General features: G+C 65.5%; 22 protein-coding genes and 1 riboswitch. Of the genes, 16 read left to right on the top strand and 6 right to left on the bottom strand.

Annotated features, from left to right (window positions below):
- Positions 1-27: 27 nt before the first annotated feature.
- From J8I29_RS23765 to J8I29_RS23750, 4 genes are all read left to right on the top strand, one after another.
- On the top strand, positions 28-1,296 hold the full coding sequence (locus J8I29_RS23765; RefSeq protein WP_209433541.1) for an extracellular solute-binding protein: 1,269 nt from the start codon (positions 28-30) through the stop codon (positions 1,294-1,296).
- Between the two features lie 233 nt (positions 1,297-1,529).
- Positions 1,530-2,408, top strand: a complete 879-nt coding sequence (locus J8I29_RS23760; protein ID WP_209433540.1) for a sugar ABC transporter permease — start codon at positions 1,530-1,532, stop codon at positions 2,406-2,408.
- The gene (locus J8I29_RS23755; RefSeq protein ID WP_105863504.1) at positions 2,405-3,256 is read left to right on the top strand and encodes a carbohydrate ABC transporter permease; all 852 of its coding nucleotides are present in this window, start codon (positions 2,405-2,407) and stop codon (positions 3,254-3,256) included. The genes J8I29_RS23760 and J8I29_RS23755 overlap by 4 nt, the downstream gene beginning before the upstream one ends.
- 43 nt (positions 3,257-3,299) lie before the next feature.
- Complete coding sequence (locus J8I29_RS23750; RefSeq protein ID WP_209433539.1) at positions 3,300-4,520, top strand: enolase C-terminal domain-like protein; 1,221 nt, start codon at positions 3,300-3,302, stop codon at positions 4,518-4,520.
- An 8-nt stretch (positions 4,521-4,528) separates the two neighbouring features.
- Here the strand turns inward: J8I29_RS23750 and J8I29_RS23745 are convergent, their stop codons facing one another.
- On the bottom strand, positions 4,529-5,317 hold the full coding sequence (locus J8I29_RS23745; protein ID WP_209433538.1) for an SDR family oxidoreductase: 789 nt from the start codon (positions 5,315-5,317) through the stop codon (positions 4,529-4,531).
- Between the two features lie 94 nt (positions 5,318-5,411).
- Between J8I29_RS23745 and J8I29_RS23740 the strand changes: the two genes are divergently transcribed.
- A complete protein-coding gene (locus tag J8I29_RS23740) occupies positions 5,412-5,963 on the top strand; it encodes a TetR family transcriptional regulator (protein ID WP_209433537.1) in 552 nt (183 codons plus the stop codon).
- Between the two features lie 51 nt (positions 5,964-6,014).
- On the opposite strand, the gene J8I29_RS23735 is transcribed toward J8I29_RS23740, so the two are convergent.
- Positions 6,015-6,563 (bottom strand): methylated-DNA--[protein]-cysteine S-methyltransferase, encoded by a 549-nt coding sequence (locus tag J8I29_RS23735; RefSeq protein ID WP_209433536.1) that lies wholly within the window; start codon positions 6,561-6,563, stop codon positions 6,015-6,017.
- A 327-nt stretch (positions 6,564-6,890) separates the two neighbouring features.
- Between J8I29_RS23735 and J8I29_RS23730 the strand changes: the two genes are divergently transcribed.
- Positions 6,891-7,172 carry an HU family DNA-binding protein gene (locus J8I29_RS23730; RefSeq protein ID WP_068297566.1) on the top strand — a complete coding sequence of 94 codons (282 nt, stop codon included), beginning with the start codon at positions 6,891-6,893 and terminating at the stop codon, positions 7,170-7,172.
- Positions 7,173-7,336: 164 nt separating this feature from the next.
- Here the strand turns inward: J8I29_RS23730 and J8I29_RS23725 are convergent, their stop codons facing one another.
- Complete coding sequence (locus J8I29_RS23725) at positions 7,337-8,002, bottom strand: TetR family transcriptional regulator C-terminal domain-containing protein (RefSeq protein WP_105863509.1); 666 nt, start codon at positions 8,000-8,002, stop codon at positions 7,337-7,339.
- Between the two features lie 161 nt (positions 8,003-8,163).
- Here J8I29_RS23725 and J8I29_RS23720 point away from each other — a divergent pair, with 161 nt between their 5' ends.
- The 9 genes from J8I29_RS23720 to J8I29_RS23680 all read left to right on the top strand — a co-directional run bounded on the left by J8I29_RS23720 (position 8,164) and on the right by J8I29_RS23680 (position 17,791).
- Positions 8,164-9,003 carry a uracil-DNA glycosylase gene (locus tag J8I29_RS23720; protein ID WP_245197296.1) on the top strand — a complete coding sequence of 280 codons (840 nt, stop codon included), beginning with the start codon at positions 8,164-8,166 and terminating at the stop codon, positions 9,001-9,003.
- Between the two features lie 4 nt (positions 9,004-9,007).
- Positions 9,008-10,636, top strand: coding sequence for a choline dehydrogenase (locus J8I29_RS23715; RefSeq protein ID WP_209433535.1), 1,629 nt, complete (start codon positions 9,008-9,010; stop codon positions 10,634-10,636).
- Between the two features lie 16 nt (positions 10,637-10,652).
- Positions 10,653-10,982 (top strand): NIPSNAP family protein, encoded by a 330-nt coding sequence (locus J8I29_RS23710; protein ID WP_209433534.1) that lies wholly within the window; start codon positions 10,653-10,655, stop codon positions 10,980-10,982.
- Positions 10,983-11,080: 98 nt separating this feature from the next.
- Positions 11,081-12,133: a BMP family ABC transporter substrate-binding protein gene (locus J8I29_RS23705; RefSeq protein ID WP_105863512.1), complete on the top strand. Its 1,053-nt coding sequence runs from the start codon at positions 11,081-11,083 to the stop codon at positions 12,131-12,133.
- Positions 12,134-12,353: 220 nt separating this feature from the next.
- The gene (locus tag J8I29_RS23700; RefSeq protein ID WP_209433533.1) at positions 12,354-13,919 is read left to right on the top strand and encodes an ATP-binding cassette domain-containing protein; all 1,566 of its coding nucleotides are present in this window, start codon (positions 12,354-12,356) and stop codon (positions 13,917-13,919) included.
- The gene (locus J8I29_RS23695) at positions 13,916-14,965 is read left to right on the top strand and encodes an ABC transporter permease (RefSeq protein ID WP_209433532.1); all 1,050 of its coding nucleotides are present in this window, start codon (positions 13,916-13,918) and stop codon (positions 14,963-14,965) included. The genes J8I29_RS23700 and J8I29_RS23695 overlap by 4 nt, the downstream gene beginning before the upstream one ends.
- A complete protein-coding gene (locus J8I29_RS23690) occupies positions 14,962-15,855 on the top strand; it encodes an ABC transporter permease (RefSeq protein WP_209433531.1) in 894 nt (297 codons plus the stop codon). Before J8I29_RS23695 ends, J8I29_RS23690 begins: the two co-directional genes overlap by 4 nt.
- Before the next feature lie 2 nt (positions 15,856-15,857).
- Positions 15,858-16,286 carry a VOC family protein gene (locus J8I29_RS23685; RefSeq protein WP_209433530.1) on the top strand — a complete coding sequence of 143 codons (429 nt, stop codon included), beginning with the start codon at positions 15,858-15,860 and terminating at the stop codon, positions 16,284-16,286.
- Complete coding sequence (locus J8I29_RS23680; protein ID WP_209433529.1) at positions 16,283-17,791, top strand: amidohydrolase; 1,509 nt, start codon at positions 16,283-16,285, stop codon at positions 17,789-17,791. The genes J8I29_RS23685 and J8I29_RS23680 overlap by 4 nt, the downstream gene beginning before the upstream one ends.
- Before the next feature lie 77 nt (positions 17,792-17,868).
- On the opposite strand, the gene J8I29_RS23675 is transcribed toward J8I29_RS23680, so the two are convergent.
- Positions 17,869-18,777, bottom strand: coding sequence for an AraC family transcriptional regulator (locus tag J8I29_RS23675; RefSeq protein ID WP_209433528.1), 909 nt, complete (start codon positions 18,775-18,777; stop codon positions 17,869-17,871).
- A 2-nt stretch (positions 18,778-18,779) separates the two neighbouring features.
- On the opposite strand from J8I29_RS23675, the gene J8I29_RS23670 reads away from it, so the two are divergent.
- Complete coding sequence (locus J8I29_RS23670; RefSeq protein ID WP_209433527.1) at positions 18,780-19,187, top strand: DUF2000 family protein; 408 nt, start codon at positions 18,780-18,782, stop codon at positions 19,185-19,187.
- Between the two features lie 12 nt (positions 19,188-19,199).
- On the opposite strand, the gene J8I29_RS23665 is transcribed toward J8I29_RS23670, so the two are convergent.
- Together J8I29_RS23665 and J8I29_RS23660 are read right to left on the bottom strand one after the other, a co-directional pair.
- A complete protein-coding gene (locus J8I29_RS23665; RefSeq protein WP_209433526.1) occupies positions 19,200-19,664 on the bottom strand; it encodes a YbaK/EbsC family protein in 465 nt (154 codons plus the stop codon).
- 159 nt (positions 19,665-19,823) lie between these two features.
- Positions 19,824-21,167: an acetyl-CoA hydrolase/transferase C-terminal domain-containing protein gene (locus tag J8I29_RS23660; RefSeq protein WP_105863521.1), complete on the bottom strand. Its 1,344-nt coding sequence runs from the start codon at positions 21,165-21,167 to the stop codon at positions 19,824-19,826.
- A gap of 256 nt (positions 21,168-21,423) precedes the next feature.
- Positions 21,424-21,531, top strand: a riboswitch (TPP riboswitch).
- Positions 21,532-21,631: the final 100 nt, after the last annotated feature.

The raw sequence follows: 21,631 nt of genomic DNA, 5'->3' as shown, positions 1-21,631 counted from the left end.
GCAATGACCGCAGGCAGGAGGGAACCCATGATCTTCACCAAGCTACGTGCGGCGGCCGTTGCCGGCCTGCTCGCCGCGGGATTGCTGGCTCCGGTGAGCCACGCCGCCGACAAGCCACAGCTGACGGTGTCGCATGACAAAGCCGGCTGGCAGGCCAATTTCGAAGCCTATGGCAAGGACGACCCTACCGCGAGTTGGCTCGTCACCCCCTTCGGCGATACCACCAATTACCAGGCCGCCGTGAGGGCCGCCCTGCCGACGCCCTCGGCGCCCGGCATGTTCACCTGGTGGTCGGGCTACCGCATGAAGGATCTGGTGGAGGCCGGCCTGCTGGAGGACCTGACCGCGATCTGGAAGCCGCTGCTGGCCGAAGGCAAGGTCAAGCAGGAAGTCGCCGATGCCTTTTCCTTCGACGGCAAGATCTACGCCGTGCCCAACAATGTCGCCTATTGGGCGATGTTCTACAACAAGAACGTCTACAAGGAGCTCGGCCTCGAGGTTCCCAAGACCTGGGAAGAACTGGAAGGCAACCTTGCCAAGATCAAGGCCGCCGGCAAGGTGCCGATCGGCCAGACCATCGAGGGGCGGTGGCCCGCCTTCATCTGGTTCTCCGAATTCCTGGTGCGGTCCGATCCGGATTTCTACGTCAAGCTGATGGCCGGCAAGGCTAAATATACCGATCCACAGGTCGCGGCGGCCTTCGCCACCTGGAAGGACTGGATGAGCAAGGGCTGGATGGATGACGGCACCTCGCCCTTCGGCTTCACCACCGGCGACAGCATGAACAACTCCTTCGCGCAGGGGAAGGTCGTGCACATGCTGGTCGGCACCTGGTTCGCCGACACCGTCACCAAGGCCGGCACCATCGAAGGGCGGGACTGGGGCCTGTTCGTGCTGCCCAACAAGACCGCCAGCCTGCCGCCGAGCGTGATCTTCGAGGCAGGACCGCTGCTGGTGTCGAAGAATTCCGACACGCATGACACCGCGGTGAAGGCTGCCGCCTATTGGATGAGCAAGGAAGGCGAGCAGCGCTGGGCCGACCTCACCGGTTTCCTCGTCGCCAACAGCGATGCCAAGCTGCCGGCCGACAAGGAAGTCGCCAAGCTCAACGACACCGTGGCCAAGGGCAATTACAAGCTGCTCGGCCGCTACTGGGAATCGACGCCCTCGCCGATCGCCGAGGCGGCCGTGGACGAAATCTCCAAATTCGTGCTCGATCCGAATTCCGCTCCGGAGGTGATGCAGAACCTGCAGAAGATCGCGGACGATTACTGGGCTGCCCAACCCAAACCGTGAGAGAAAGCGCGACCTTTGCCATTGCCGGGCCTGTCCCGGCAATCCAGCCAGCCTTCCCGCACGGGCAAGGCCCTTGGGGGCTGGAGGCCCGGGTCCGAGCCCGGGCATGACAACCGGGAGTGCATTGTCGTTGCCGATCTAAGGGCGAATTGAGCGTGCATGTCCTTGTGCCGCTCGGAAAAAGCCAGCGATGCCCCCGCCTGACCTCGAACAAGAAGCCCGACGCAGCGATCATGACTCCCCTGTCCGACCACAAGCAGCGCGAAGCCTATCTCTATGTCGCTCCCGCGGCGTTGATGGTGGGCGTCTTCCTGATCCTGCCGATGCTCTACACCACCGTGCTCGCCTTCACCGACTGGAACGGCATGACCGCGCCGCGCTTCATCGGCCTCGCAAACTTCTTCAAGCTGGTGGCGGACACCAATTTCACCCGGCCCTTCGTGAACACCCTGAAATGGATGGTGCTGGGGGTGGTGCTGCCGGTCGGGCTCGGCTTCTTCTTCGCCTATGCTATTTCGGGGCTGAAGGGCGCGAAGCTGATGCAGATCTGCATCTACATTCCCGCCACCATCTCGGCCTCCGCCGCCGGCATCGTCTTCGGCTTCGTGCTGCGCGATCAGGGCGCCCTCAACATCCTGCTGGACGCCATCGGCCTCGGGGCGCTCAAGGTGAACTGGCTCTATGTCCAGCCCTACAACACCTATGCGATGATCGGGGCCTATACCTGGCAGGCGACCGGCATCAACGTGATGATTTTCCTGGTGGGCCTGCAGAACCTGCCCAAGGAACCGGTGGAAGCGGCGACGCTCGACGGCGCGGGCGGCTTCGTGCTGGCTACCAGGATCATCATTCCCATGCTGATGCCCTATGTGGTGATCGCCTCGCTCCTGGCGGTGATCAACTCCTTCAAGGTGTTCGACACCATCTGGGTGATGACCGGCGGCGGGCCGGCCCGCATGTCCGAAACCCTGGCGGTGACCATGTACAAGGAGGGTTTCGCCAACTTCAAGATGGGCTACGCCTCCGCCGTCGCCGTGGTGATCTCGGCGCTCTCGCTGGTGTTCTCCTATCTCTATCTGCGCAACATGCTCGCGCGGGAAAGCCAGGTATGAGCAGGCAACGCACGATCACCGCGGCCCCGCGCGACCTCAGGAAGACCGTGGCCTCGGGCGCCATGCTGGCGGTAACGCTGGTCTGGCTGTCGCCGATGGCCTTCCTTGTGATGAACACGCTCAAGACGGCCACCGACTACACCCGCGGCCCGCTCAAGCTGCCGACCAGCTTCAACCTCCTCGACAACATCGCCAAGGCCTGGGCGCAGGGAATCCAGGGCGGCTTCATCAACTCGCTGATCTATGGCGCGGCGAGTTCCCTCCTGGCCGTGCTGCTCGCCGCCTTCGCGGCCTATGGCATCGTCAGGCTGAAGCTGCCGCGGGGGCTGGCGTGGTTCTTGTTCATCTATTCGGGCACCATCTTCCCGCTGCAGATGTATCTGATCCCGCTGTTCAAGAGCTATATCGCCCTCGGCATCTACGATACCAAGCTCGGGCTGTTCGCCTTCTACACCGCGATCTGCATTCCCTTCGCCACCTTCGTGATGCGCGGCTTCTTCCTCACCGTACCCTGGGACATCCAGGAGGCGGCGGAGATGGATGGCGCCTCGAGCTGGCAGGTGTTCTGGAAGATCATGATGCCGCTCGCCAAGGCGCCCTTCCTGATGCTGACCCTGGTGCAGTTCACCTGGGTGTGGAACGACCTGCTCTTCGGCATGATCCTGGTGCGCTCGCCGGATGCCCGGCCCGTCCAGGTCGCCCTGCTCGGCATGCAAAGCCTCTATGGCCAGGCCGACGCGCCCACCATCATCACCGCCACCCTGATCGTTTCGCTGCCGACGCTCATCCTGTTCCTCATGCTGCAGAAGCACTTCGTCCGCGGCCTGGCCCTGGGAACCACGAGCTGATGCGCCATTCATCCCCTTTCTCCTTCTGCAACCGGATAATGCGATGAAGATCGTCGACCTCAAGGCCACCACCGTCGCCGTGCCGCTCGAGGCGCCGCTGCGCCATGCCGCGGGTGCGCATTGGGGGCGCTTCATCCGCACCATCGTGGAAGTGATCACCGACGAAGGGATCATCGGGCTCGGCGAGATGGGCGGCGGCGGTGAATCGGCCGAGGCGGCGGTGCGCGCCCTGCTGCCCTATCTCGAGGGGCATGATCCGCTGCAGCTCGAGCAGTTGCGCTGGAAGATCATGAATCCCACCGCCTCGCTCTATAACAATCGCATGCAGCTCCATGCCGCCATCGAAATGGCCTGCATGGATGCCGCCGGCAAGAAGCTGGGCATCCGGGCCTGCGACCTGATCGGCGGGGCCGTCCGCGAGGCGATTCCCTTTGCCAGCTATCTTTTCTACCGCTACCCCCATGAAGCGACCGGCCAGGGCGGAGAAACCGGCCCCGACGAAATCGTCGCCCACGCCCGGGAGCTCAAGGCGCGGCACGGCTTCACCAGCCACAAGCTGAAGGGCGGCCTGTTTCCACCGGATCATGATGTCGAGACCTTCCGGGCCCTGGGCGCGGCCTTTCCCGGGGACCGGCTGCGCCTCGACCCCAATGCCGCCTGGTCGGTGGAGGAAGCGGTGCGCGTCGGGCGCGCGATCGAGGATCTCAACAACGATTATTTCGAGGATCCGACCTGGGGTCTGGAAGGCATGCGGCGGCTGCGTGGCCTCGTGCGCATTCCCACCGCAACCAACACGGTGGTGGTGAATTTCGAGCAGCTCGCCGCCAATCTGCGCCTGGAGGCGGTGGACGTCGTGCTGCTCGACACTACCTTCTGGGGCGGCCTGCGCCAGGCGCACAAGGCCGGCACGGTGCTGGAGACCTTCCAATATGGCGCCGCCGTGCATTCTTCGGGCGAGCTCGGCATCCAGCTCGCCTCGATGCTGCATCTGGGCGCGGCGCTGCCGAATCTCTCCTTCGCCGCCGACGCGCATTACCATCATCTCACCGACGACATCATCGTCGGCGGCCCGCTGCGCTATGTCGATGGCACCATGACGCTGCCGCAGGGTCCGGGCCTCGGCGTCGAGCTCGACCGCGACAAGCTCGCCCGCTACGCCGAGTATTACCGCGAGGTCGGCGGCTACACCTATGACCGCGACCCCGGCCGTCCGGGCTGGTATTCGATCCTGCCCGAACAGCGCTTCGCCGATCCCCGCAAGTAGAGGCCCGTTCAGGCTGCCCGATAGCGCTCGGCCGCATGCTCCTGACGGAAGTTCGGCAGCATGGCGCGACGGGCGGCGTCGAAGGCCTCCCACTGCCCCGCATCCGGCAGAGGCGGAATGGTGATGGCTTCACGCCTGTCGAAGCCGACCAGCGCGGCGTCGACCAGTTCGCCGACCTCCATTACCCCCTCCAGCGCATTCACGTCGCGGCCGGAGCGCTCCCAGATCTCGGTGCGGGTCGCCGCCGGCAGCACGGCCTGGGTATAGAGACCGCGCGCACCGAACTCGACCTGCAGGGTCTGCGACAGGGTGAGCACGAAAGCCTTCGTTGCCGCGTAGATTCCCAGGGAAATTTCCGGGGCGAGCGCCACCACCGAGGCGATGTTGATGATGGAGCCGCCCCCCGCGGCCAGGAAGCGGGGCGTCACCGCTCCGGCCAGGCGGGTCACTGCCGTCACGTTGAGGCGAATGAGCTTGTCCAGCGCTTCCGAGTCCTGGTCGGCAAAGCTGCCGCGGGAGGCAGCACCGGCATTGTTGACCAGGATGCCGATCTTCGCGTCCTCGCGCAGGCGCGCCTCGATGCGTAGGAGATCCTCCGAAACCGTCAGATCCGCCTTCAGGACATCGACGGCGACACCGTTCTCCTGGCGAAGGCGGTCGGCAAGCGCATTCATGCGCGCTTCGTCCCGCGCCACCAGCACAAGGTCATGGCCACGCCGCGCAAAGCGTTCGGCATAGGTCGCGCCGATGCCGGTCGAGGCACCGGTGATGAGGACCGCGGGAAGGGATTTGGTCATGGCAACTCTCCAAATTTATTCATGATGATTATCATGTATAGTGCATTCATGATGGATATCATGTATAAAGTCAAGCGAGACAGGAGGAGCCGTGATGAAAGTCAGTCGTGAGCAGGTCGCCGAACATCGCCACCGCATTCTGGATGCGGCCGCGCGCCTCTATCGGGAAAAGGGGCTGGAAGGGGTGAGCGTCGCGCAGATCATGGCGGCTGCCGGCCTGACCCATGGCGGCTTCTATGGCCACTTCAAGTCGAAGGAGGACCTGATCGCCCAGGCTCTCGCCCATGTGCTTTCCGAAACCAAAGCCGCCAAACCTCCGGGCCGGACGATGGCCGCCTATGCCGCGGCCTATCTCGACCGGAGCCATTGCGATGCGCGGGCCGAGGGCTGCCCCTTTGCCGCGCTGGGCTCGGAAGCCGTGCGCGGCTCACAGGACACCCGTGCCGTGCTGACCCGCTCCCTGCGCGAGCAGATCGAGGATTTCAGCGCGACCGCCCCCGGCGAAACGCTGCAAGAACGGCGCCGCGCCGCGATTGCCGGCTGGGCCGCCATGGTCGGCGCGCTGATTCTGGCTCGTATCGCCGATGATCCCGCCCTTTCCGACGAGATCCTGGAGGCAACGCTCCGGCAGGTGACAGCTCCGTAGCGGACCCGGCCTTCTGCCCCGGCAGGTCCCTGCGGTTCGGTCGTGCGCGAGTCAGGCCCAGCCGAACAAGGTGGGCTCGGGCTTCGGCAGGACGCCTTCGATCTCAAGCAGGCGACGCTTGGTCGCCACGCCGCCATAGGCCGAGAAGCCGCCGAACTTGCCGCCGGCCGCCATCACCCGATGACACGGCATTACGATGGTGAAGGGGTTCTGCCCCATGGCCTGGCCGACATCGCGCGCCAGCAGGGGGTCCCCCAATTGCTTGGCGATCTCGCCATAGGTCATGGTGGAGCCGGGAGGGATGGACCGCGCCACGGCATAGACCCGGCGATTGAATTCCGGCACTGCCGTCATGTCGAGCTCGATGAAGCCGAGATCGGCGGCTTGCCCCGCCAGCAGGGCTTGAATGGCGGTGATGGCGCGGCGGACCGGCGCCGGCGGTTCGCTCTCCACCGCCCCCGGCAGGGAGCGCAGCATGCGCGCCCTCAGGCCCGCCGGGCTATGGGATGGCAGTTGCACGCTGACCAGGCCCTTGTCGCCCCAGGCCAGGGCGCAGGTGCCGATTTCCGTGTCGAACAAGGCAAAGTGGGGGGAAGTCATCGCTTCGTCTCCCTGTGGTGGAACTTGGCGCGATATCACCGCAAAAAGCCCCGCGCTTCCACCCGATATCTATGGCGGGCAAGTATTGTCTGCCAGACCCGTGGCGCTGTCTAAAACTCCACCATAAAGGCTTTTAGTTTACCAAACGGCATCACCAGGCAGGCCTTCGCAAACTCTAATCGCTCCAAACAAGGGCTGAGTGCGAGAAAATCCGTTCATATCCGTTAAAAAAGCAGGATTTCCGCGCGTTTCCGGTGTACATGCGATGGCGATATCGAACCGGTCATGCGATAACGCGATCGGACGAATCATCGAAAGGATAACATCATGCCTGTCAGCACCAGCGATCTTGCCGACCGTATTGCCGCCGCTCATGGCCTGACTAAGACTGCCGCTAAGGCAGCTGTCGAGGACGTTCTGAAAGGGATCACCGAAGCGGCTGTCAAGGGTGAGGAAGTCTCCCTGAACGGCTTCGGCAAGTTCAAGGTGCAGGCCAAGCCCGCACGCGAAGGCCGCAACCCTTCCACCGGCGCGACCATCAAGATCGCCGCCTCCAAGAAGGTCGTCTTCCAGCCTGCCAAGGCGCTGAAGGATGCCGTGAACGGCTGATTTCGCGGGCCGCAAGCCCCGTTTCAAACACGGGACGGTGTCGTCATGACACCGTCCCGTTTTATTTTGCAGGCACGAACACCGCCTCCGACTGACCGAATAATCGGTAAAAGCCCGGTTTTTTGTCATGCCCGTCCAATCAAATATTATTTTTGATCGGCCCCTCAAGCCGGCGGCATGGCCAGCCCGCAGCCGCGCAGGACGATCTCGCCGATGGCGAGCGCGGCCGCCTCGAAATCCTTCTTGGTCAACCGGCTGACCTCCATGGCGTCGCAGGCCAGTACCTCGAAATCGGCGTAGAACTGCGTCGTGCTCCACAGCATGATGAAGAAATGCGGAATGGCGATCGGTGCCATCCTGCCGGCGGCGATCCAGCCTTCGATCACGGCGGCCTTGGCCCGGGTCGCCTGCTTGACATGGTTGCGACCGGCCTTGTCGAGGAATTTCGCGCCGCTGAGGATCTCGTTGGCGAACAGCTTCGACTGGGCGGCGAAGCGGCGTGAATAGTCGAGCTTGGCCCGGATATAGGCCATGATGGCCTCGGCCGGATCGCGCCCGGGCTGCAATTCCTCCAGCGCCGTATCCCAGCTGGCGATCAGCCGGTCGATCAGGGCGCGGTAAATATCCTCCTTGGCCGGGAAGTAATAATAGACATTCGCCTTGGGCAGCCCCGAATGCTCGGCGACCTCGGCGATCCGCGTGCCGTCGAAGCCCTTGCGGGCAAACAGGTCGATCGCGGCGGTCAGGATCGCGGCCTCGTTGCGGGCCCGGATACGCTCTTCGCTGTCCGAGCCGTCCTTACGCGCCTTCTTTGCGCTGGTCGTTGCCACCTTCTCCTCCCGCACTGTGCAATGCGCCCCGTGTCCCGGAAATGCCGGTATCGGAACCCGATGTCAAAACCTGACCGAAGCGTCAGATTTTTTCAACAGATAACTTGACGTTTTGGTCAGGTTTTGCCTATCCTTCTCGCAATTGAGGGGATGCAGGGACGATGCCAACATCATTGCGCGAAATCATGCGGGAGGTGCTGGATGGCTGGCAGGCCGACCTGCCGCCCGCCTGGCGTGCGGTCCTCGCCTCGGTCGAGCTGGGCTTCGCCGACATGGATGCCGGCCTGACGCTGGAACCCTGGGAACCGGTTTTTCCCGTGCGCAAGGGGCGGCTCTTTCCCGGCCAGCCCAAGGGCGCGCATATGCTGCGGGCCTTCGACGGCCTTGATCCCGCCCAGGTGCGCTGCGTGGTGCTGGGACAGGATCCCTATCCCAGCCCCGATTTTTCGACCGGACGGGCCTTTGAGGCCGGCAATGTCGCGCAGTGGCGCGAGCTCGAAAAGATGTTCTCGGTCAGCATCCGGACGGTGATGCAGATGATCGTCGCCGCCCGTACCGGCGAGGCGGGCTGGACCGGCAGCACCGCCGACTGGCCGCGCCTGCGCGCCGCCATCGAGGCCGGTATCGTCGCACTCGAACCGGCCGATATCGTGGCCGATCGCTGGGTGGCCAGCGGTGCCCTGCTGCTCAACGCCTCGCTGACCCTCAGCCGCTTCCAGGTTTCGATCGATCCGCATCAGAGCCAGGGCCATCTGCCGCTGTGGCGCCCCTTGATGATCGCCGTGCTGCGTCATCTCGCCGGCACCGGCCAGCCCGTGGTCTTCCTCGGCTTCGGCGAGGCGGCAGCACAGACCCTGCTGGCCGCCGGAATCCCGGAAGGTCCCGATTGCATCCTGCGCGAACACCCCGCCCGCGGCGATGCGGTGCTCAGCCTGCCCAATCCCTTCATTCTCGGCAACGAGCGGCTCAAGGCGCTCGGCGCCGCTCCCATCGATTGGTGAAACCATGCCTCGTGACGCCGAGTATGACTATGTGATCATCGGCGCCGGTTCGGCCGGGTGCGTCGTCGCCAACCGCCTGTCGGCGGACCCGGACAATCGCGTGCTTCTGCTCGAGGCGGGCGGGCGCGACCGCAATCCCCTGTTCCGCCTGCCCATGCTGATGGGCAAGCTCTTCAATTCCGGGCTCTACAACTGGAACTACCGCACTGAACCGGAGCCCCATCTCAACGATCGCACGCTCTACTGGCCGCGCGGCAAGGCCCTCGGCGGCACTTCCACCATCAACGGCATGATCTATGTGCGCGGCAACGCCCATGACTATGACCGCTGGGCACAGATGGGCCTGCCGGGCTGGTCCTATGATGAGGTGCTCCCCGCCTTTCGCCGCTCCGAGGCCCATGTCGAACGCAATGGCGCCTACCACGGCACGGACGGCGCCCTCACGGTCTGTCGCGCCCGCGGCCGCAACGGGCTGTTCGATGTCTTCATCGAGGCCGGCGTGCAGGCGGGCTATCCCCGCAACGACGACTTCAATGGGGCCGAGCAGGAAGGCTTCGGACGCTACGACTTCACCATCCGCAAGGGCAAACGCTGGTCGACCTCCCATGCCTTCCTCCGTCCGGTGCTCGATCGCCCGAACCTGACGGTGGAGGTGAACGCGCTCAGCCAACGCATCCTGGTGGAGAACGGCCGCGCCACCGGCGTCCAGTTCTCCCAGGCCGGGCGGCGGCGCAACGTGTGGGCCAGCCGCGAGGTCATCCTGTGCGGCGGTGCCGTCAACTCACCGCAATTGCTGATGCTCTCCGGTATCGGTCCGGCTGATGAGCTGGCTAAGCATGGCATTGGCGTGCTGCACGATTTACCGGGGGTCGGGCGCAACCTGCAGGATCACGTCGATTGCTGCCTCGCCTATGAATGCAAGCAACCGGTGACGCTGTACGGCGATCTGCGCGCCGACAAGCTGATCGCGTCGGTGGCGCAGGGTATGGTACTGGGCACCGGCATCACCACCACCTTTCCCTATGAGGCCGGCGCCTTCATGAAGTCGCGGCCCGATCTGCTGGCGCCCGACATTCAGGCCCATTTCATGCCGGCGTTGGAAAAGACCGCCAACCTGCATTGGCCCAATCCCTTCCGCAAACAGGCGGTGGAAGCCAATCACGGCTTCACCATCCGGGTCGGCCCGGTCAATCCGGAGAGTCGGGGCACCATCACGCTGCGGTCGGCCGATCCGGCAGCGGCGCCCCGGATCCGCGCCAACTACCTCGCCACCGAATTCGACCGCAAGACGATGATATCAGCCATCCGCATGATGCGCGAGGTCATCGCCCAGCCGGCCTTCGATCCCTATCGCGGCAAGGAACTGGCGCCGGGCCCCGGCGTTCTCGGCGACGACGAGCTGCTAGCCTGGCTGCGGGCTTCGGCCCTGACCACCCTGCATCCGGTCGGGACCTGCAAGATGGGCAAGGATGCCGAGGCCGTGGTCGATGCCGAGCTCAGGGTCCATGGCATAGCGGGCCTCAGGGTCGCCGACGCCTCGATCATGCCGATCATTTCCAGCGGCAACACCAACGCGCCGACCATCATGATCGGCGAGCGGGCCGCCGACTTCATTCTCAACGCCAAATCCTGAGCCGGGAAAAGCCGCCATGATCGTCGAACAGCGCACCTATAGCTTCAAGCCAGGCCAGCTCGACCGCTGGCTCAGGAAATACGAAACCGAGGGCCTGCCGATCCAGAAGAAGCATCTGGGCACTTTCATGGGCCTTTGGGTGACGGAGATCGGCCCGCTCCACCAGATCGTGATGATGTGGGCTTATCAGGGCCTCGGCGACCGCGAGACGCGCCGCGCCGCAATGGCCGCGGACCCGGCCTGGACGAAGTTCATCGGTGAAGTCTGGACCCTCGACGCCATGGTCTCGCAGGAGGTCAAGATGCTCAAGCCGACAGCGATCTGCCCGCCCTTGCCGGCGGCCTGACGACGACGTGACGACGACGTGACGACCCCTGGCGCCGAAGCGCCTCGGCAAAACAACAAGAACCGACACCATCCAGATCAAGAGAAGGGAACTGACAGATGACCAACACTCCCTCCGCCTCCGGCCTGTTCCGGTATTCGGCCTCGCGCCGGCAATTCCTGATCGGCACCGCCGGCGCGGCGTCGCTCGGCCTCTTCTCGGGCCAGGCCCGGGCGGCAGAAGGCCTGGTGGCGCTGGTACATACCCAGGCGGCCGGCGACAACGGTCCGGTCGACGGCATGATCGCCTCGCTCAAGAAACTGGCCGGCGAGAAGGGCTTTGCCACTCGCATCATCTATGCGCAGGACGCCGCGACCTATGAATCGATCTTCCGCAGCCTCGGTGATGCCGGTGCCAGCGTGGTCGTCTCGACCTTCAACGAGGTCGCCGAACCCTTCAAGGCCGTGGCGCCCGAATATCCCAACACCAAATTCGTGCAGCTCTATGCCGACCCGTTCGAGCCGCCGATCCCCAATGTGGTGACGGTGGCCTATGACTATTATCTGGGCTGCTATCTCTCCGGCCTGTTCGGCAGCCGCATCTCCAGGACCGGCGCCATCGGCTATATCGGTGGCGCCAGCATTCCCGGCCAGATCGCCGATCTCAACGCCCTCAAGGCGGCCGCCGCGGTGATCGGCCCCAACATCAAGTTCACCGGCGCCTTCGCCGGCTCCTTCCAGGACCCCGCCAAGGGTCACGAGATCGCCAACCAGCTGTTCCAGTCCGGCGTCGACTATATCCAGACCGACTCTGCCGCTACCGACACCGGCATCATCCAGGCCGCCACGGAAGCGCCGGGCCGCCTGGTCAGCGCCATCTCCCGCGAGCAGTACAAGCTCGGTCCCAAGGCGGTCGCCGCCATCGTCAAGCTCGATTTCGGCCTGTCGCTCTATCAGGAAGTCAGCAAGGCTCTGGCCGAAGGCTGGAAGGGACATCACGTCTCCACCGGCATCGATACCGGCGTGATCGATTTCGAGCTCTCTGACACCTTCCTCAAGGAAGGCCCGGCCGACCTCGTCGCCAAGGCCAAGGAGATCTGGCCCGACATCGAGAAGACGAAGAAGGAGATCATCGCCGGAACGCTGAAGGTGCCGCTCAACACCACGCTGTAAAGCTCGAAGCCGGCCTGGCTACGATCGCGATGAAATTTTCCGTCATTGCGAGCGCGGCCAAGCAATCCAGTCTTGGTCAATGCATCGCTCGTGGCTCCTGGATTGCTTCGCCGCGCTCGCAATGAGGCAAGCCAACCGTCTCGGCCGAACCACGATTGTAGTGATAGCCCATCAACCCACAGGACGCAGCCCCATGGCCCTTGCATCCGGGAAATCACCCATGCCCCAGCACGCCCTCGCATGCGGCGATGTCAGCGTCCTCTTCGGCGAGGTCGCGGCCCTCAGCCAGGTGAGCCTGGGTTTCGAGGCCGGCCGCATCCATGCCGTGGTGGGGCAGAACGGCGCCGGCAAGACCACCTTCGCCCGCGTCTGCGCCGGCATCGTCAGACCCTCCTCCGGGCAATTGCTGATCGGGGGAGAGCCCGTCCCGCTGGGCAAGGTCAATGCCGCCCGCGCCGCCGGGGTCGAGCTCGTGCATCAGAGCTTTGCCCTGCCGCCCTCCTTCACCGTGGCCGAGGCCATGGAATTCGGGGCGCAGGGCGGCGGAGCGCTGTTCTCCGCCAACGCGCTCAGGGCACGCTGGGCCGCCCATCTCGAAGGCCTTGGCGTCGAGGTCGATCCGCGCGCCCGCATCCGCGATCTGCCGGTGGAAACCCGCCAGGCCATCGAGATCGCCCGCGCTCTGGTGACCGATGCCCGCATCCTGATCTTGGATGAGCCCACCGCCGTGCTGTCGCCCTCGGGCATCGACACCTTGTTCGAACGCCTGCGCGGCCTGCGCGAACGCGGCGTCACCATCATCCTGATCCTGCACAAGATCCGCGAGGTGCTCGGCATCGCCGAGACCGTCAGCGTGCTGCGCGGCGGGCGCCTGATCGAAGCCTGCGTGCCCGTCGGCGAGATCGACGCCGCCCGCCTCGCCAATTCGATCATCGGCAGCGCGGCCGGTCTCGACAAGGCGGACAAGGCAGCCCTGGTCGGCGACGCCGCCGGCGCGCCCGCTCCCCACACTGCCTCGCGGACCGCCGCGGCGCCCATCCTCCAGATGAACGCCGTCACCACCCGCCCCGATGGCGAAGGGCGCCCGCTCGACCGGGCCAGCCTCATCATCCGCAGCGGCGAGATCGTCGGCATCGCCGGTGTCGAAGGCAACGGCCAGCAGACGCTGGTGCGCGCCCTTGCCGGGCTTGTCGGCCTGGAACACGGCACGATCACGCTCGACGGGCGCGATGTCACCCGACGCCCTTTGTTGGAGCGCCGCGCCGCCGGCCTGCGCATCATTCCCTTCGACCGCAACAGCGAGGGCCTGAGCCTGACCAGTTCGCTGTGGGAGAACTGGTCCGCCCGCCGCCTGCTGCTCGGGCGCATCCTCTCCTTCGTCGCGCCGGCCCGGCTGCGCAAGGCCTGCCAGGCCAGTCTCACGGGATGGGATGTGCGCTTCGCCACCACCACCCAGCCGGCCGGCTCGCTGTCGGGGGGCAATGCCCAGAAAGTCATCCTCGCTCGCGAGATCGACGAGACGGCGCGGCTGGTGATCGCGGCCCAGCCCACCCGCGGCCTCGACATCGGCGCCACCGCCTTCGTCTGGCGCGCGTTGAGGGCCAGCCGCGACCAGGGCTGCGGCGTCCTCTTGATTTCCTCCGATCTCGACGAGCTCTTCGATATCGCCGACCGCGTTGTGGTGATGTTCTCCGGCCGCATGGTGGCCGAATTCACGGCGCCCTTCGAGATCGCGGCGGTGGGCCAGGCCATGGTCGGCGACGTCAGCCTGGAGCAAGCCGCATGACCGATCGCCTTCTTGCCATCCTGCGCGCTGTCAGCTTCGTCGCCCTGGCCCTCGGCCTGTGCGGCATCGTGTTCGAATTTGCCGGCTATTCGGCCCCGGAGATGTTCCGCAGCATCGCCGACGGTGCCTTCACCTCACCCAGTGCCCTGATGAAGAGCCTGCGCTGGGCCCTGCCGCTGGTGATCACCGCCGCCGGCGTGCTGGTGTGCTTTCGCTGTGGCTATTTCAATGTCGGGGCGCAGGGCCAGTTCTATCTTGGTGCCATCGGCGCGGCGACGGCCGTCGAACTGCTCAATGGCGCGCCGGCCCTGGTGGTGGTGCCCGTGGCCATGCTGGCCGGCATGCTGGCCGGCGCCTTGTGGGCGGCCTGGCCCGGCATCCTCCGGCTGCGCTACGGCACCGACGAGGTGATCACCACGCTGATGGGCAATTTCATGGCCGGCCTGCTCCTGGTCTATGTCACCTCCGGCCCGCTCAAGGATCCTTCCGGCACCGGCCAGGTCACGGCCAGCCGCCCCGTCGCCTCCGCCTATCGCATCGCCACCTCGGTCGGCGTCTCCCCCACGGTGATCGTGCTCTCCTTGCTGGTGCTGGTGCTGGTCTGGCTGCTGGTGAACCGCACCGCCTATGGCGTGCTCTCGAGCCTGGCCGGCCGCAACGCGGTGATGATCGCCTGGCAGGGCGCCCGGCTCTCCCGCCTCGGGCTGTCGGCCTTCCTGATCAGCGGCGCCCTGGCGGGCCTCGCCGGCTCGATCGAACTGCTCGGGCCCAATGGCCGCCTGGTCAGCGGCTTCCTGCCCGGCCACGGCTTCACCGCGATTCTGATCGCCCTGGTGGCCGGCCTGTCGGTGGCAGGCGCCGCCATCGTCTCGCTGTTCTTCGGCGGCCTCGCCGCCGCCAGCCTCTATCTGCCGGTAATCGCGGGTCTGCCGGCGGCCGCCATCGACGTGATCAACGCCGCCATCGCCCTGTTCATCACGGCGCGCAGCTGGCTGCTGCCCGACTTCATCAAGCGGCGCCTGCCGGCGCGGAGGACCCAGTCATGAGCGACATCCTCATCGCCATCCTGCGCTCGGGCACGCCGCTGATCTATGTGGCCATGGCCGGCATGCTGGCCCAGCGCGCCGGCATCTGGAACCTCGGCCTGGAAGGGCTGATGATCGCCGGTGCCTGCGCCGCCGCCGTCGGCACCGCCAAATCGGGCTCGATCGCCTTCGGCCTCGGCCTCGCCATCGTCGTCTGCGTGCTCGGCTCGATGCTGCTGTGGTTCGTGGTCGAGAAGCTGCGGGCCCATCCCATCATCGCCGGCCTCGGCCTCACCGGCCTCGGGCTCGGCGGTACGGACCTGGCCGTCCAGGCCATCTATGGCAGCCAGGCCTCGGTGATGGCCGGCCGAGGCCTGCCCCGGCTCGGTGAGGCCTTCGGCCCCTTCGGCGTGCTCTCCGTGCTGGTGATCGCCATGCCCTTCGTGGTGCTGGCGCTCTGGGTGATCGTGCGGCGCACCCGTTTCGGCCTGCAATTGACGGCCTGCGGCGAGCACCCCTTCGCCGCCCGCAGCGTCGGCGTGGCACCGGCCCGCATGCGCCTGATCGCGCTGATGGGCGGCGGCGTGCTCTGCGCCCTCGGCGGCGCCGAACTGGCGCTCGGCACGCTCCAGCTCTTCAGCATCAACATGACGGCTGGTCGCGGCTTCATGGGCTTCGCCTCGGTGATCTTCGGCGGAGGCCATCCGATCGGCTCGGCCCTGGCCGCGCTGTTCTTCTCCATCGTGGATGCCCTGGGCATCCGGGCCCAGCTCGTCTTCGGCGACAAGGTGCCCCGCGATCTCCTGCTCGCACTGCCCTATCTCGCCACCGTGCTGGGCATGTGGATCAGCGGGCAGCTGCGCGGCGGCGTCAAGGCGGCCGCGACGGGCGGCGAATTACGGGATTACTGACAATGACGGCCTTTGCCCAGCGCCATGCGATCAGCGATGTCTGCATCCTCACCGCGGATATCGAACGCTCAATCGCCTTCTACACCGGCAAGCTCGGCTTCACCTTGAAGCACCGCGCTCCCGGCTTCGCCGATTTCAACGGCGCCGGACTGACCCTGGCGCTATGGGAGATCGGCCATATCAGCCAGCATGCCGGCCTGTCGGCCGAGCGCAGTTCGGGCCACCACAATGTGCTGATCGCCGTGCTGATGTCGTCTCCCGCCGAGCTCGATGCCTGCCATGCCGAACTCACCGCCAAGGGCGTGAGCTTCCAAAGGCCGCCGGCCGATTATGCCTGGAACGCACGCTGCTGCTATTTCGCCGGCCCTGACGGGGAAGTCTGGGAGCTCTATGCCTGGCTGGATGGCGGCGCCCCGGGGAAACTGGCATGAGCACCATCCTGATCCGCAACGCCACCATCCTAGCCATGGGCGGCGAGCAGGGCAGTACGCCCTTCAGCGGCGATCTCCTGATCGAGGGCAATCGCATCGCCGCCATCGGCCCCGACCTCGGCGACCACCCCGGCTCGAAGCTGATCGACGGGCGCGGCCGCCTGGTGATGCCGGGCCTCGTCAATGCCCATACCCATTCCGGCGAAACCTTCTTCCGAGGCCGCTATGAGCGCCTGCCGCTGGAACTGTGGCTGCTCTATGCCTATCCGCTGCTGATGGGCCCGCTCCTGCCGCCGCGCCTGCTTTATCTGCGCACGCTGCTGCTCGCGATGGAATCGCTGAAGGGCGGCGTCACCCTGCTGTGCGACGATTTCTTCGACCCGCCCCATCACGATCTCGATCGGCTCGGCACCGTGTTCCGGGCCTATGAGGATGCGGGCATCCGCGCCAATGTCTCCAGCGCGGTGATGAACATCCACCCGCTCGACGCCATCGCCCATGGCCGGCAGACCATGCCGCCCGAGCTGCAGGCTCGCCTCGATTTCGGCCCGCCGATCAGCGCTGCCGGCTATATCGACTATTGCCGCTCCGCCTTGGCGGCGTTCCAGGACAAGGCCGAGCGGCTGCGTTTCATGATCGCGCCCTCCGCGCCCCAGCGCTGCACGCCCGACCTGATGCTGGCCTGCGACGAGCTGGCCCGGCAATGGCACGTGCCCTTCCACACCCATGTCCTGGAGACCAAGGTCCAGGCGGTGACCGGCCAGCTTTTCCACGGCAAGAGCCTGATCCGCTATTTGCACGATCTCGGCCTGCTGCATGCCGGCATCACCATCGCCCACTCTGTCTGGGTCGACGACGACGACATCGCCCTGATGGGCGCGGCGGGCTGCTCGGTGGCCCACAATGCCGTCTCCAATCTGAAGCTCGGCGCCGGCATTGCGCCGCTGCGCCGCCTCATCGATGCCGGCGTCAGCATAGGCCTCGGCACCGACGGGGTCTGCTCCAACGATACGGCCCGGATCTTCGACGTGATGCGTACGGCCGCCCTGGTGCAAAGCGCCACCGGCCCGGATCATGAGCGCTGGGTCTCGGCACAGGAAGTCCTCAAGGCCGCCACGCTGGGTGGCGCGCGCACCGCCCTTCTGGAAGAACGCACCGGTTCGCTGGAGGTCGGCAAGCGCGCCGATCTGATCATGCTCCGGCTCGACAGCCTGGCCTTCACGCCACTCAACGACATCGTCAGGCAACTCGTCTATGCCGAGAACGGCGCTTCGATCGAACGTGTGATGGTCGAGGGCGAGATCGTGGTGGAGGAGGGCCGCTTGACCCGCATCGACGAGGACGCCGTTCTCGCCGAAATCCGGCAGGCCATGCCGGCCTTCCTGGCCGAGCATGCCGAGATCGAGGCCCGCAACAGCGTCTTCCATCCCTATTTCGACGAGATCCATCGCCGCGCCACGGCCCAGGATGTAGGCATGGACAGATATGCCGGGACGCGTGGGTAATTGAAGCCCGACCGTCATCCCGGCGGGGCCACCGGCCGAAGGAAGGGGACCCAGGGGCCATAAGTTGGGCCGCCGGGTCAGGCAGCGGCCGAATCCGGCCGCCGTCCCGTCTCGACCAAGCCGGCCCAGCGCCCCGGCGTCATGCCATAGGCCTTCTTGAAATGGCGGGTGAGATGGCTCTGGTCGGCAAAGCCGGTGGCGACGGCGACCTCGGCGAGCGGTTCGCCGGCCGCAATCAGGGCACGAGCCCGGCCCAGGCGCCGCATCACCAGGAAACGGTGCGGGCTGGTGGCGAAAGCAGCACGAAAATGCCGTGACAGGGCATAGCGGTCCAGCCCGGCAATCTCCTCGAGGTCTTGAGAGCGCACGGCATGTAGGGCATGCGCCTCGAGATAGTCGCGCACCCGGTCGACTTGCCGCCAGGCAAGGCTGCCGATGGATTTGAGCGGCTGGCCGGCGTGCCTGGCGAGTCCTTGTGCCAGACGCGCAATGAGATCATCGGCGGCGAGCTGCTCCAGCCCGCGATCCAGCGGGCCGAGCAATCCGAGAATGTCCTCGCGCAGCGCCGGATCGCTGAACACCGGCTGGCGCACGAAGGGCAGCGACACCGCGCCCTCGCCGAGACCGCGCATCAGCAGCGACGGCTCCAGATAGAGGATGCGGTAATGCAGTCCCGCTTCGGTGCCAGCCCCGCCGTCATGCAGCTCGTCGGGATGCAGCACCATGACCTGCCCTGGCAGGCTGGCACGCGCGACGCCGCGGTAATGGAAGCTCTGGACACCTTCCAGGGTGACGCCGACAGCATAGGTATCGTGGCGATGCAGTTCGAAGGCATTGCCTTGGAACCAGGCTTCCATGCGTTCGATGCCGGGCAGCGGCGGTGCAGTACGAATGCTGTCGGCGCACGAACGTTCAAGACCCTGGAAGGCCTGGCGTCCTATGGCTGGGCTAGTCCCACTCGAAGACTCTGACTCGAAGGTCGTCATTCATGTTCGATACCAAGTTTGCCATCGTGTTGCGAGACGATCTTGCGTCCTGGCAGGCGCTCAACGTCACCGCCTTCCTCACCAGCGGCATCGTCGCCCAGGCACCCGACATGATCGGCGAACCCTATCGCGACCGGGCCGGGCGTTTCTACAATGCCCTGTCGGTGCAGCCGGCGATCATGCTGGCGGCGGACGCGGAAACGATGAGCGCGATCCATCGCCGCTCTCTCGATCGGAACGTCAGGACCTCGCTCTATATCGAAGAGATGTTCCGGTCGGGTCACGATGCCGCCAATCGCGCCGTCTTCGCCGATTTCGCCGTCGATGATGCCAAGGTGGTGGGCATCGCGCTGCGGGCCGACAAGAAGGTCGTCGACAAGATCGTCAAGGGCGCGAAAATGCACCCGTGAGACCGGAAATGCTCAAGCCTTCACATTGGCCACCGAACCGCCGATCACCCGCACGAGATCGGCAGGGGTGGTGCGGAAGGCATGACTGGGTGACCCGGCCGCGGCCCAGACGGGATCGAGGGCCAGCAGATCCTCGTCGATCAGGATGAGGGCCGGCGCCAGATGGCCGACCGGCGCCACGCCGCCCACGGCAAAGCCGGTGGTGGCCTCGACCCAGGCCGGGTCAGCCCGCTCGACCTTGCGCCCGAGGGCAACGCCGACCTTGGCGCGGTCGATGCGGTTGACGCCGGAGGCGACCACCAGGATCGGCGTCTCGCCGGAGCGGAAGATGATGGATTTGGCGATCTGGGCGATGCTGCACCCCACCGAAGCGGCAGCCTCGGCCGCGGTATGGGTGCCCTCGGCGAACATGGCGATAGTGTCGGGATGCCCGGCCTGCAGCAGGGCCTGCCGGACCCGGTCAATGGCTTGCGTCATGAAAACGTCCTCATTCGGAAGCTGGGCAAGTTAGGGCAGGCGAGGAAGAGTGCCAAGCGAGGCCTCTTTCCCGGGTGCGCGGACCTCTCGCCCGCCTCTTCCTCTCCGCGAGCGAGCGTTTCCAGGAGCGGGCAAGATGCCCGCGCACCCGAAAACCACTCACACCATGCCGTAGCAGAAGCGCGGGATCAGGCCGTTCTCGCGGGCCTCGCGTTCCAGGCCCTCCCGGAAGTCGGGATGAGCGAGGCCGATCAGCGCCTTGGCGCGCTCGGCCACCGAACGTCCCTTGAGGTTGGCTATGCCATATTCCGTAACGACATACATCACGTCCGTGCGCGGTGTGGTCACCACATTGCCCGGCGTGAGATTGAGCACGATCCGGCTGCGGCGATCGCCGCGCTTGTCGAAGGTCGAGGACATGCATAGGAAGGATTTGCCGCCCTTGGAGGCGTAGGCGCCGCGCACGAACTGCAGCTGGCCGCCGGTGCCGCTGATATGGCGATGGCCGTCGCTCTCGGAAGCCGCCTGGCCCTGCAGGTCCATCTGCGTGGTGTTGTTGATCGATACGACGTTGTCGTTCTTGGCGATGTTGTGCGGCAGATTGGTGTAATCGACCGGATAGGACTTGAAATGCGGGTTGCGGTTGATCGCCTCATATTGACGGCGTGAACCGGCCGCGAAGGTGAAGGCGGCGCAGCCCTGGTCGATCGTCTTGCGCGCGCCGGTCACCAGGCCCGCATCGTAGAGCGAGACGATGCCGTCCGTCATCATCTCGGTATGGATGCCGAGATCACGGATGCCGCTGTCCTTGAGGATGGTGCAGACGGCATTGGGCATGCCGCCGATGCCGATCTGCAGGCAGGCGCCGTCGTCGATCTCCTCGACGATGCGCGCGGCAACCGCCCGGTCGATCTCGCTCGGCTCGGGATTGCCGATCTCGGGCGTCTTCTGGCCGTCGCCATCGATGATATGGTCGACCGAACTGACATGGATGGCGTTGCCCTCGCCATAGACATAGGGCAGGTCTTCGTTGACTTCGACGATCACCGTGCGCGCCCGCTCGAGAATGGCCTCGACATAGGTGGCACCGCCGCCGAAGTTGAAATAGCCCTCGGCATCCATCGGCGCGGTCTTGATCACCGCGACATCGACGGGATCGATGAAACGGCGGTAGAAGTCAGGCGCCTCGCCGAAATTGAACGGGATGTAATTGCAGCGCCCGGCATCGTGCTGCTTGCGGTCATAGCCGGAGAAATGCCAGTTGAACCAGCCGAAATGCTCGCCATTGGGGTCGCATTCCTGCGTGGCGCGCGGGCGCATGGTGAGGCAGTGGCGGATCTTGACGTCATGGAGCTCATCGCGCCGGGCGGCAAGGGCGACCTCGAACGCATCGGGCTGAGTCAGGCCGAAGCCATAGTCGAGCCACATGCCCGATTTGACCAGCGCCGCCGCTTCGGCGGCCGTGATCTTCGTCGCCTGCTTGCCCCGAAGGCCGATGGTCATGGCGCTTCCTCCCCCAATCGTGCCGGCGCTCAGGCGCCTTTTGCGGCAGCTTCCCCGACGGCCGGGGCCCTGTCAACCAAAGGGGACGGTCGGAAATGGGTTTCAGGAAACTCGGCGCATCCACGATGGACGACTTCGATGCCGGCGACACCGGCGCGCCGACGTGACGATCGCCGAAAAGGCAGCCTTTCGATCTTCCAACATAATGCGACAATCCTTCCCTCTGGACGCAGCCCGATTCCAGGTCTAACCTTGAACCCGTTCCGAGGGGTGTCCTGCGCGAGCGGGGCTGAGATGGCCGAGAGCCGAACCCTTCGAACCTGATCCGGGTCATGCCGGCGAAGGGACGGGAACAGGGCTTCTGCCATTCTATTTGGCTAAAGTCCCGGAGCCGGCTGAGACGCCGGTTCGGCCCAGACAATCGTCGCCCCGGATCTCCATGACTCGCAACGAGGAGGAGATCC

The organism is Labrys sp. LIt4, assembly GCF_017813775.1.
Taxonomy (GTDB): domain Bacteria; phylum Pseudomonadota; class Alphaproteobacteria; order Rhizobiales; family Labraceae; genus Labrys; species Labrys okinawensis_A.
The sequence above is the reverse complement of the archived record's forward strand: the minus strand, read 5'-3'. Positions and strand labels throughout refer to the sequence as shown.

Coding starts and splice junctions, on each gene's coding strand:
- J8I29_RS23760 (WP_209433540.1), top strand. CDS start 1,530: ATGACTCCCCTGTCCGACCACAAGCAGCGCGAAGCCTATCTCTATGTC.
- J8I29_RS23710 (WP_209433534.1), top strand. CDS start 10,653: ATGATCGTCGAACAGCGCACCTATAGCTTCAAGCCAGGCCAGCTCGAC.
- J8I29_RS23685 (WP_209433530.1), top strand. CDS start 15,858: ATGACGGCCTTTGCCCAGCGCCATGCGATCAGCGATGTCTGCATCCTC.
- J8I29_RS23705 (WP_105863512.1), top strand. CDS start 11,081: ATGACCAACACTCCCTCCGCCTCCGGCCTGTTCCGGTATTCGGCCTCG.
- J8I29_RS23675 (WP_209433528.1), bottom strand. CDS start 18,777: ATGACGACCTTCGAGTCAGAGTCTTCGAGTGGGACTAGCCCAGCCATA.
- J8I29_RS23665 (WP_209433526.1), bottom strand. CDS start 19,664: ATGACGCAAGCCATTGACCGGGTCCGGCAGGCCCTGCTGCAGGCCGGG.
- J8I29_RS23700 (WP_209433533.1), top strand. CDS start 12,354: ATGCCCCAGCACGCCCTCGCATGCGGCGATGTCAGCGTCCTCTTCGGC.
- J8I29_RS23755 (WP_105863504.1), top strand. CDS start 2,405: ATGAGCAGGCAACGCACGATCACCGCGGCCCCGCGCGACCTCAGGAAG.
- J8I29_RS23745 (WP_209433538.1), bottom strand. CDS start 5,317: ATGACCAAATCCCTTCCCGCGGTCCTCATCACCGGTGCCTCGACCGGC.
- J8I29_RS23720 (WP_245197296.1), top strand. CDS start 8,164: ATGCCAACATCATTGCGCGAAATCATGCGGGAGGTGCTGGATGGCTGG.
- J8I29_RS23740 (WP_209433537.1), top strand. CDS start 5,412: ATGAAAGTCAGTCGTGAGCAGGTCGCCGAACATCGCCACCGCATTCTG.
- J8I29_RS23735 (WP_209433536.1), bottom strand. CDS start 6,563: ATGACTTCCCCCCACTTTGCCTTGTTCGACACGGAAATCGGCACCTGC.
- J8I29_RS23750 (WP_209433539.1), top strand. CDS start 3,300: ATGAAGATCGTCGACCTCAAGGCCACCACCGTCGCCGTGCCGCTCGAG.
- J8I29_RS23730 (WP_068297566.1), top strand. CDS start 6,891: ATGCCTGTCAGCACCAGCGATCTTGCCGACCGTATTGCCGCCGCTCAT.
- J8I29_RS23660 (WP_105863521.1), bottom strand. CDS start 21,167: ATGACCATCGGCCTTCGGGGCAAGCAGGCGACGAAGATCACGGCCGCC.
- J8I29_RS23670 (WP_209433527.1), top strand. CDS start 18,780: ATGTTCGATACCAAGTTTGCCATCGTGTTGCGAGACGATCTTGCGTCC.
- J8I29_RS23680 (WP_209433529.1), top strand. CDS start 16,283: ATGAGCACCATCCTGATCCGCAACGCCACCATCCTAGCCATGGGCGGC.
- J8I29_RS23715 (WP_209433535.1), top strand. CDS start 9,008: ATGCCTCGTGACGCCGAGTATGACTATGTGATCATCGGCGCCGGTTCG.
- J8I29_RS23765 (WP_209433541.1), top strand. CDS start 28: ATGATCTTCACCAAGCTACGTGCGGCGGCCGTTGCCGGCCTGCTCGCC.
- J8I29_RS23695 (WP_209433532.1), top strand. CDS start 13,916: ATGACCGATCGCCTTCTTGCCATCCTGCGCGCTGTCAGCTTCGTCGCC.
- J8I29_RS23690 (WP_209433531.1), top strand. CDS start 14,962: ATGAGCGACATCCTCATCGCCATCCTGCGCTCGGGCACGCCGCTGATC.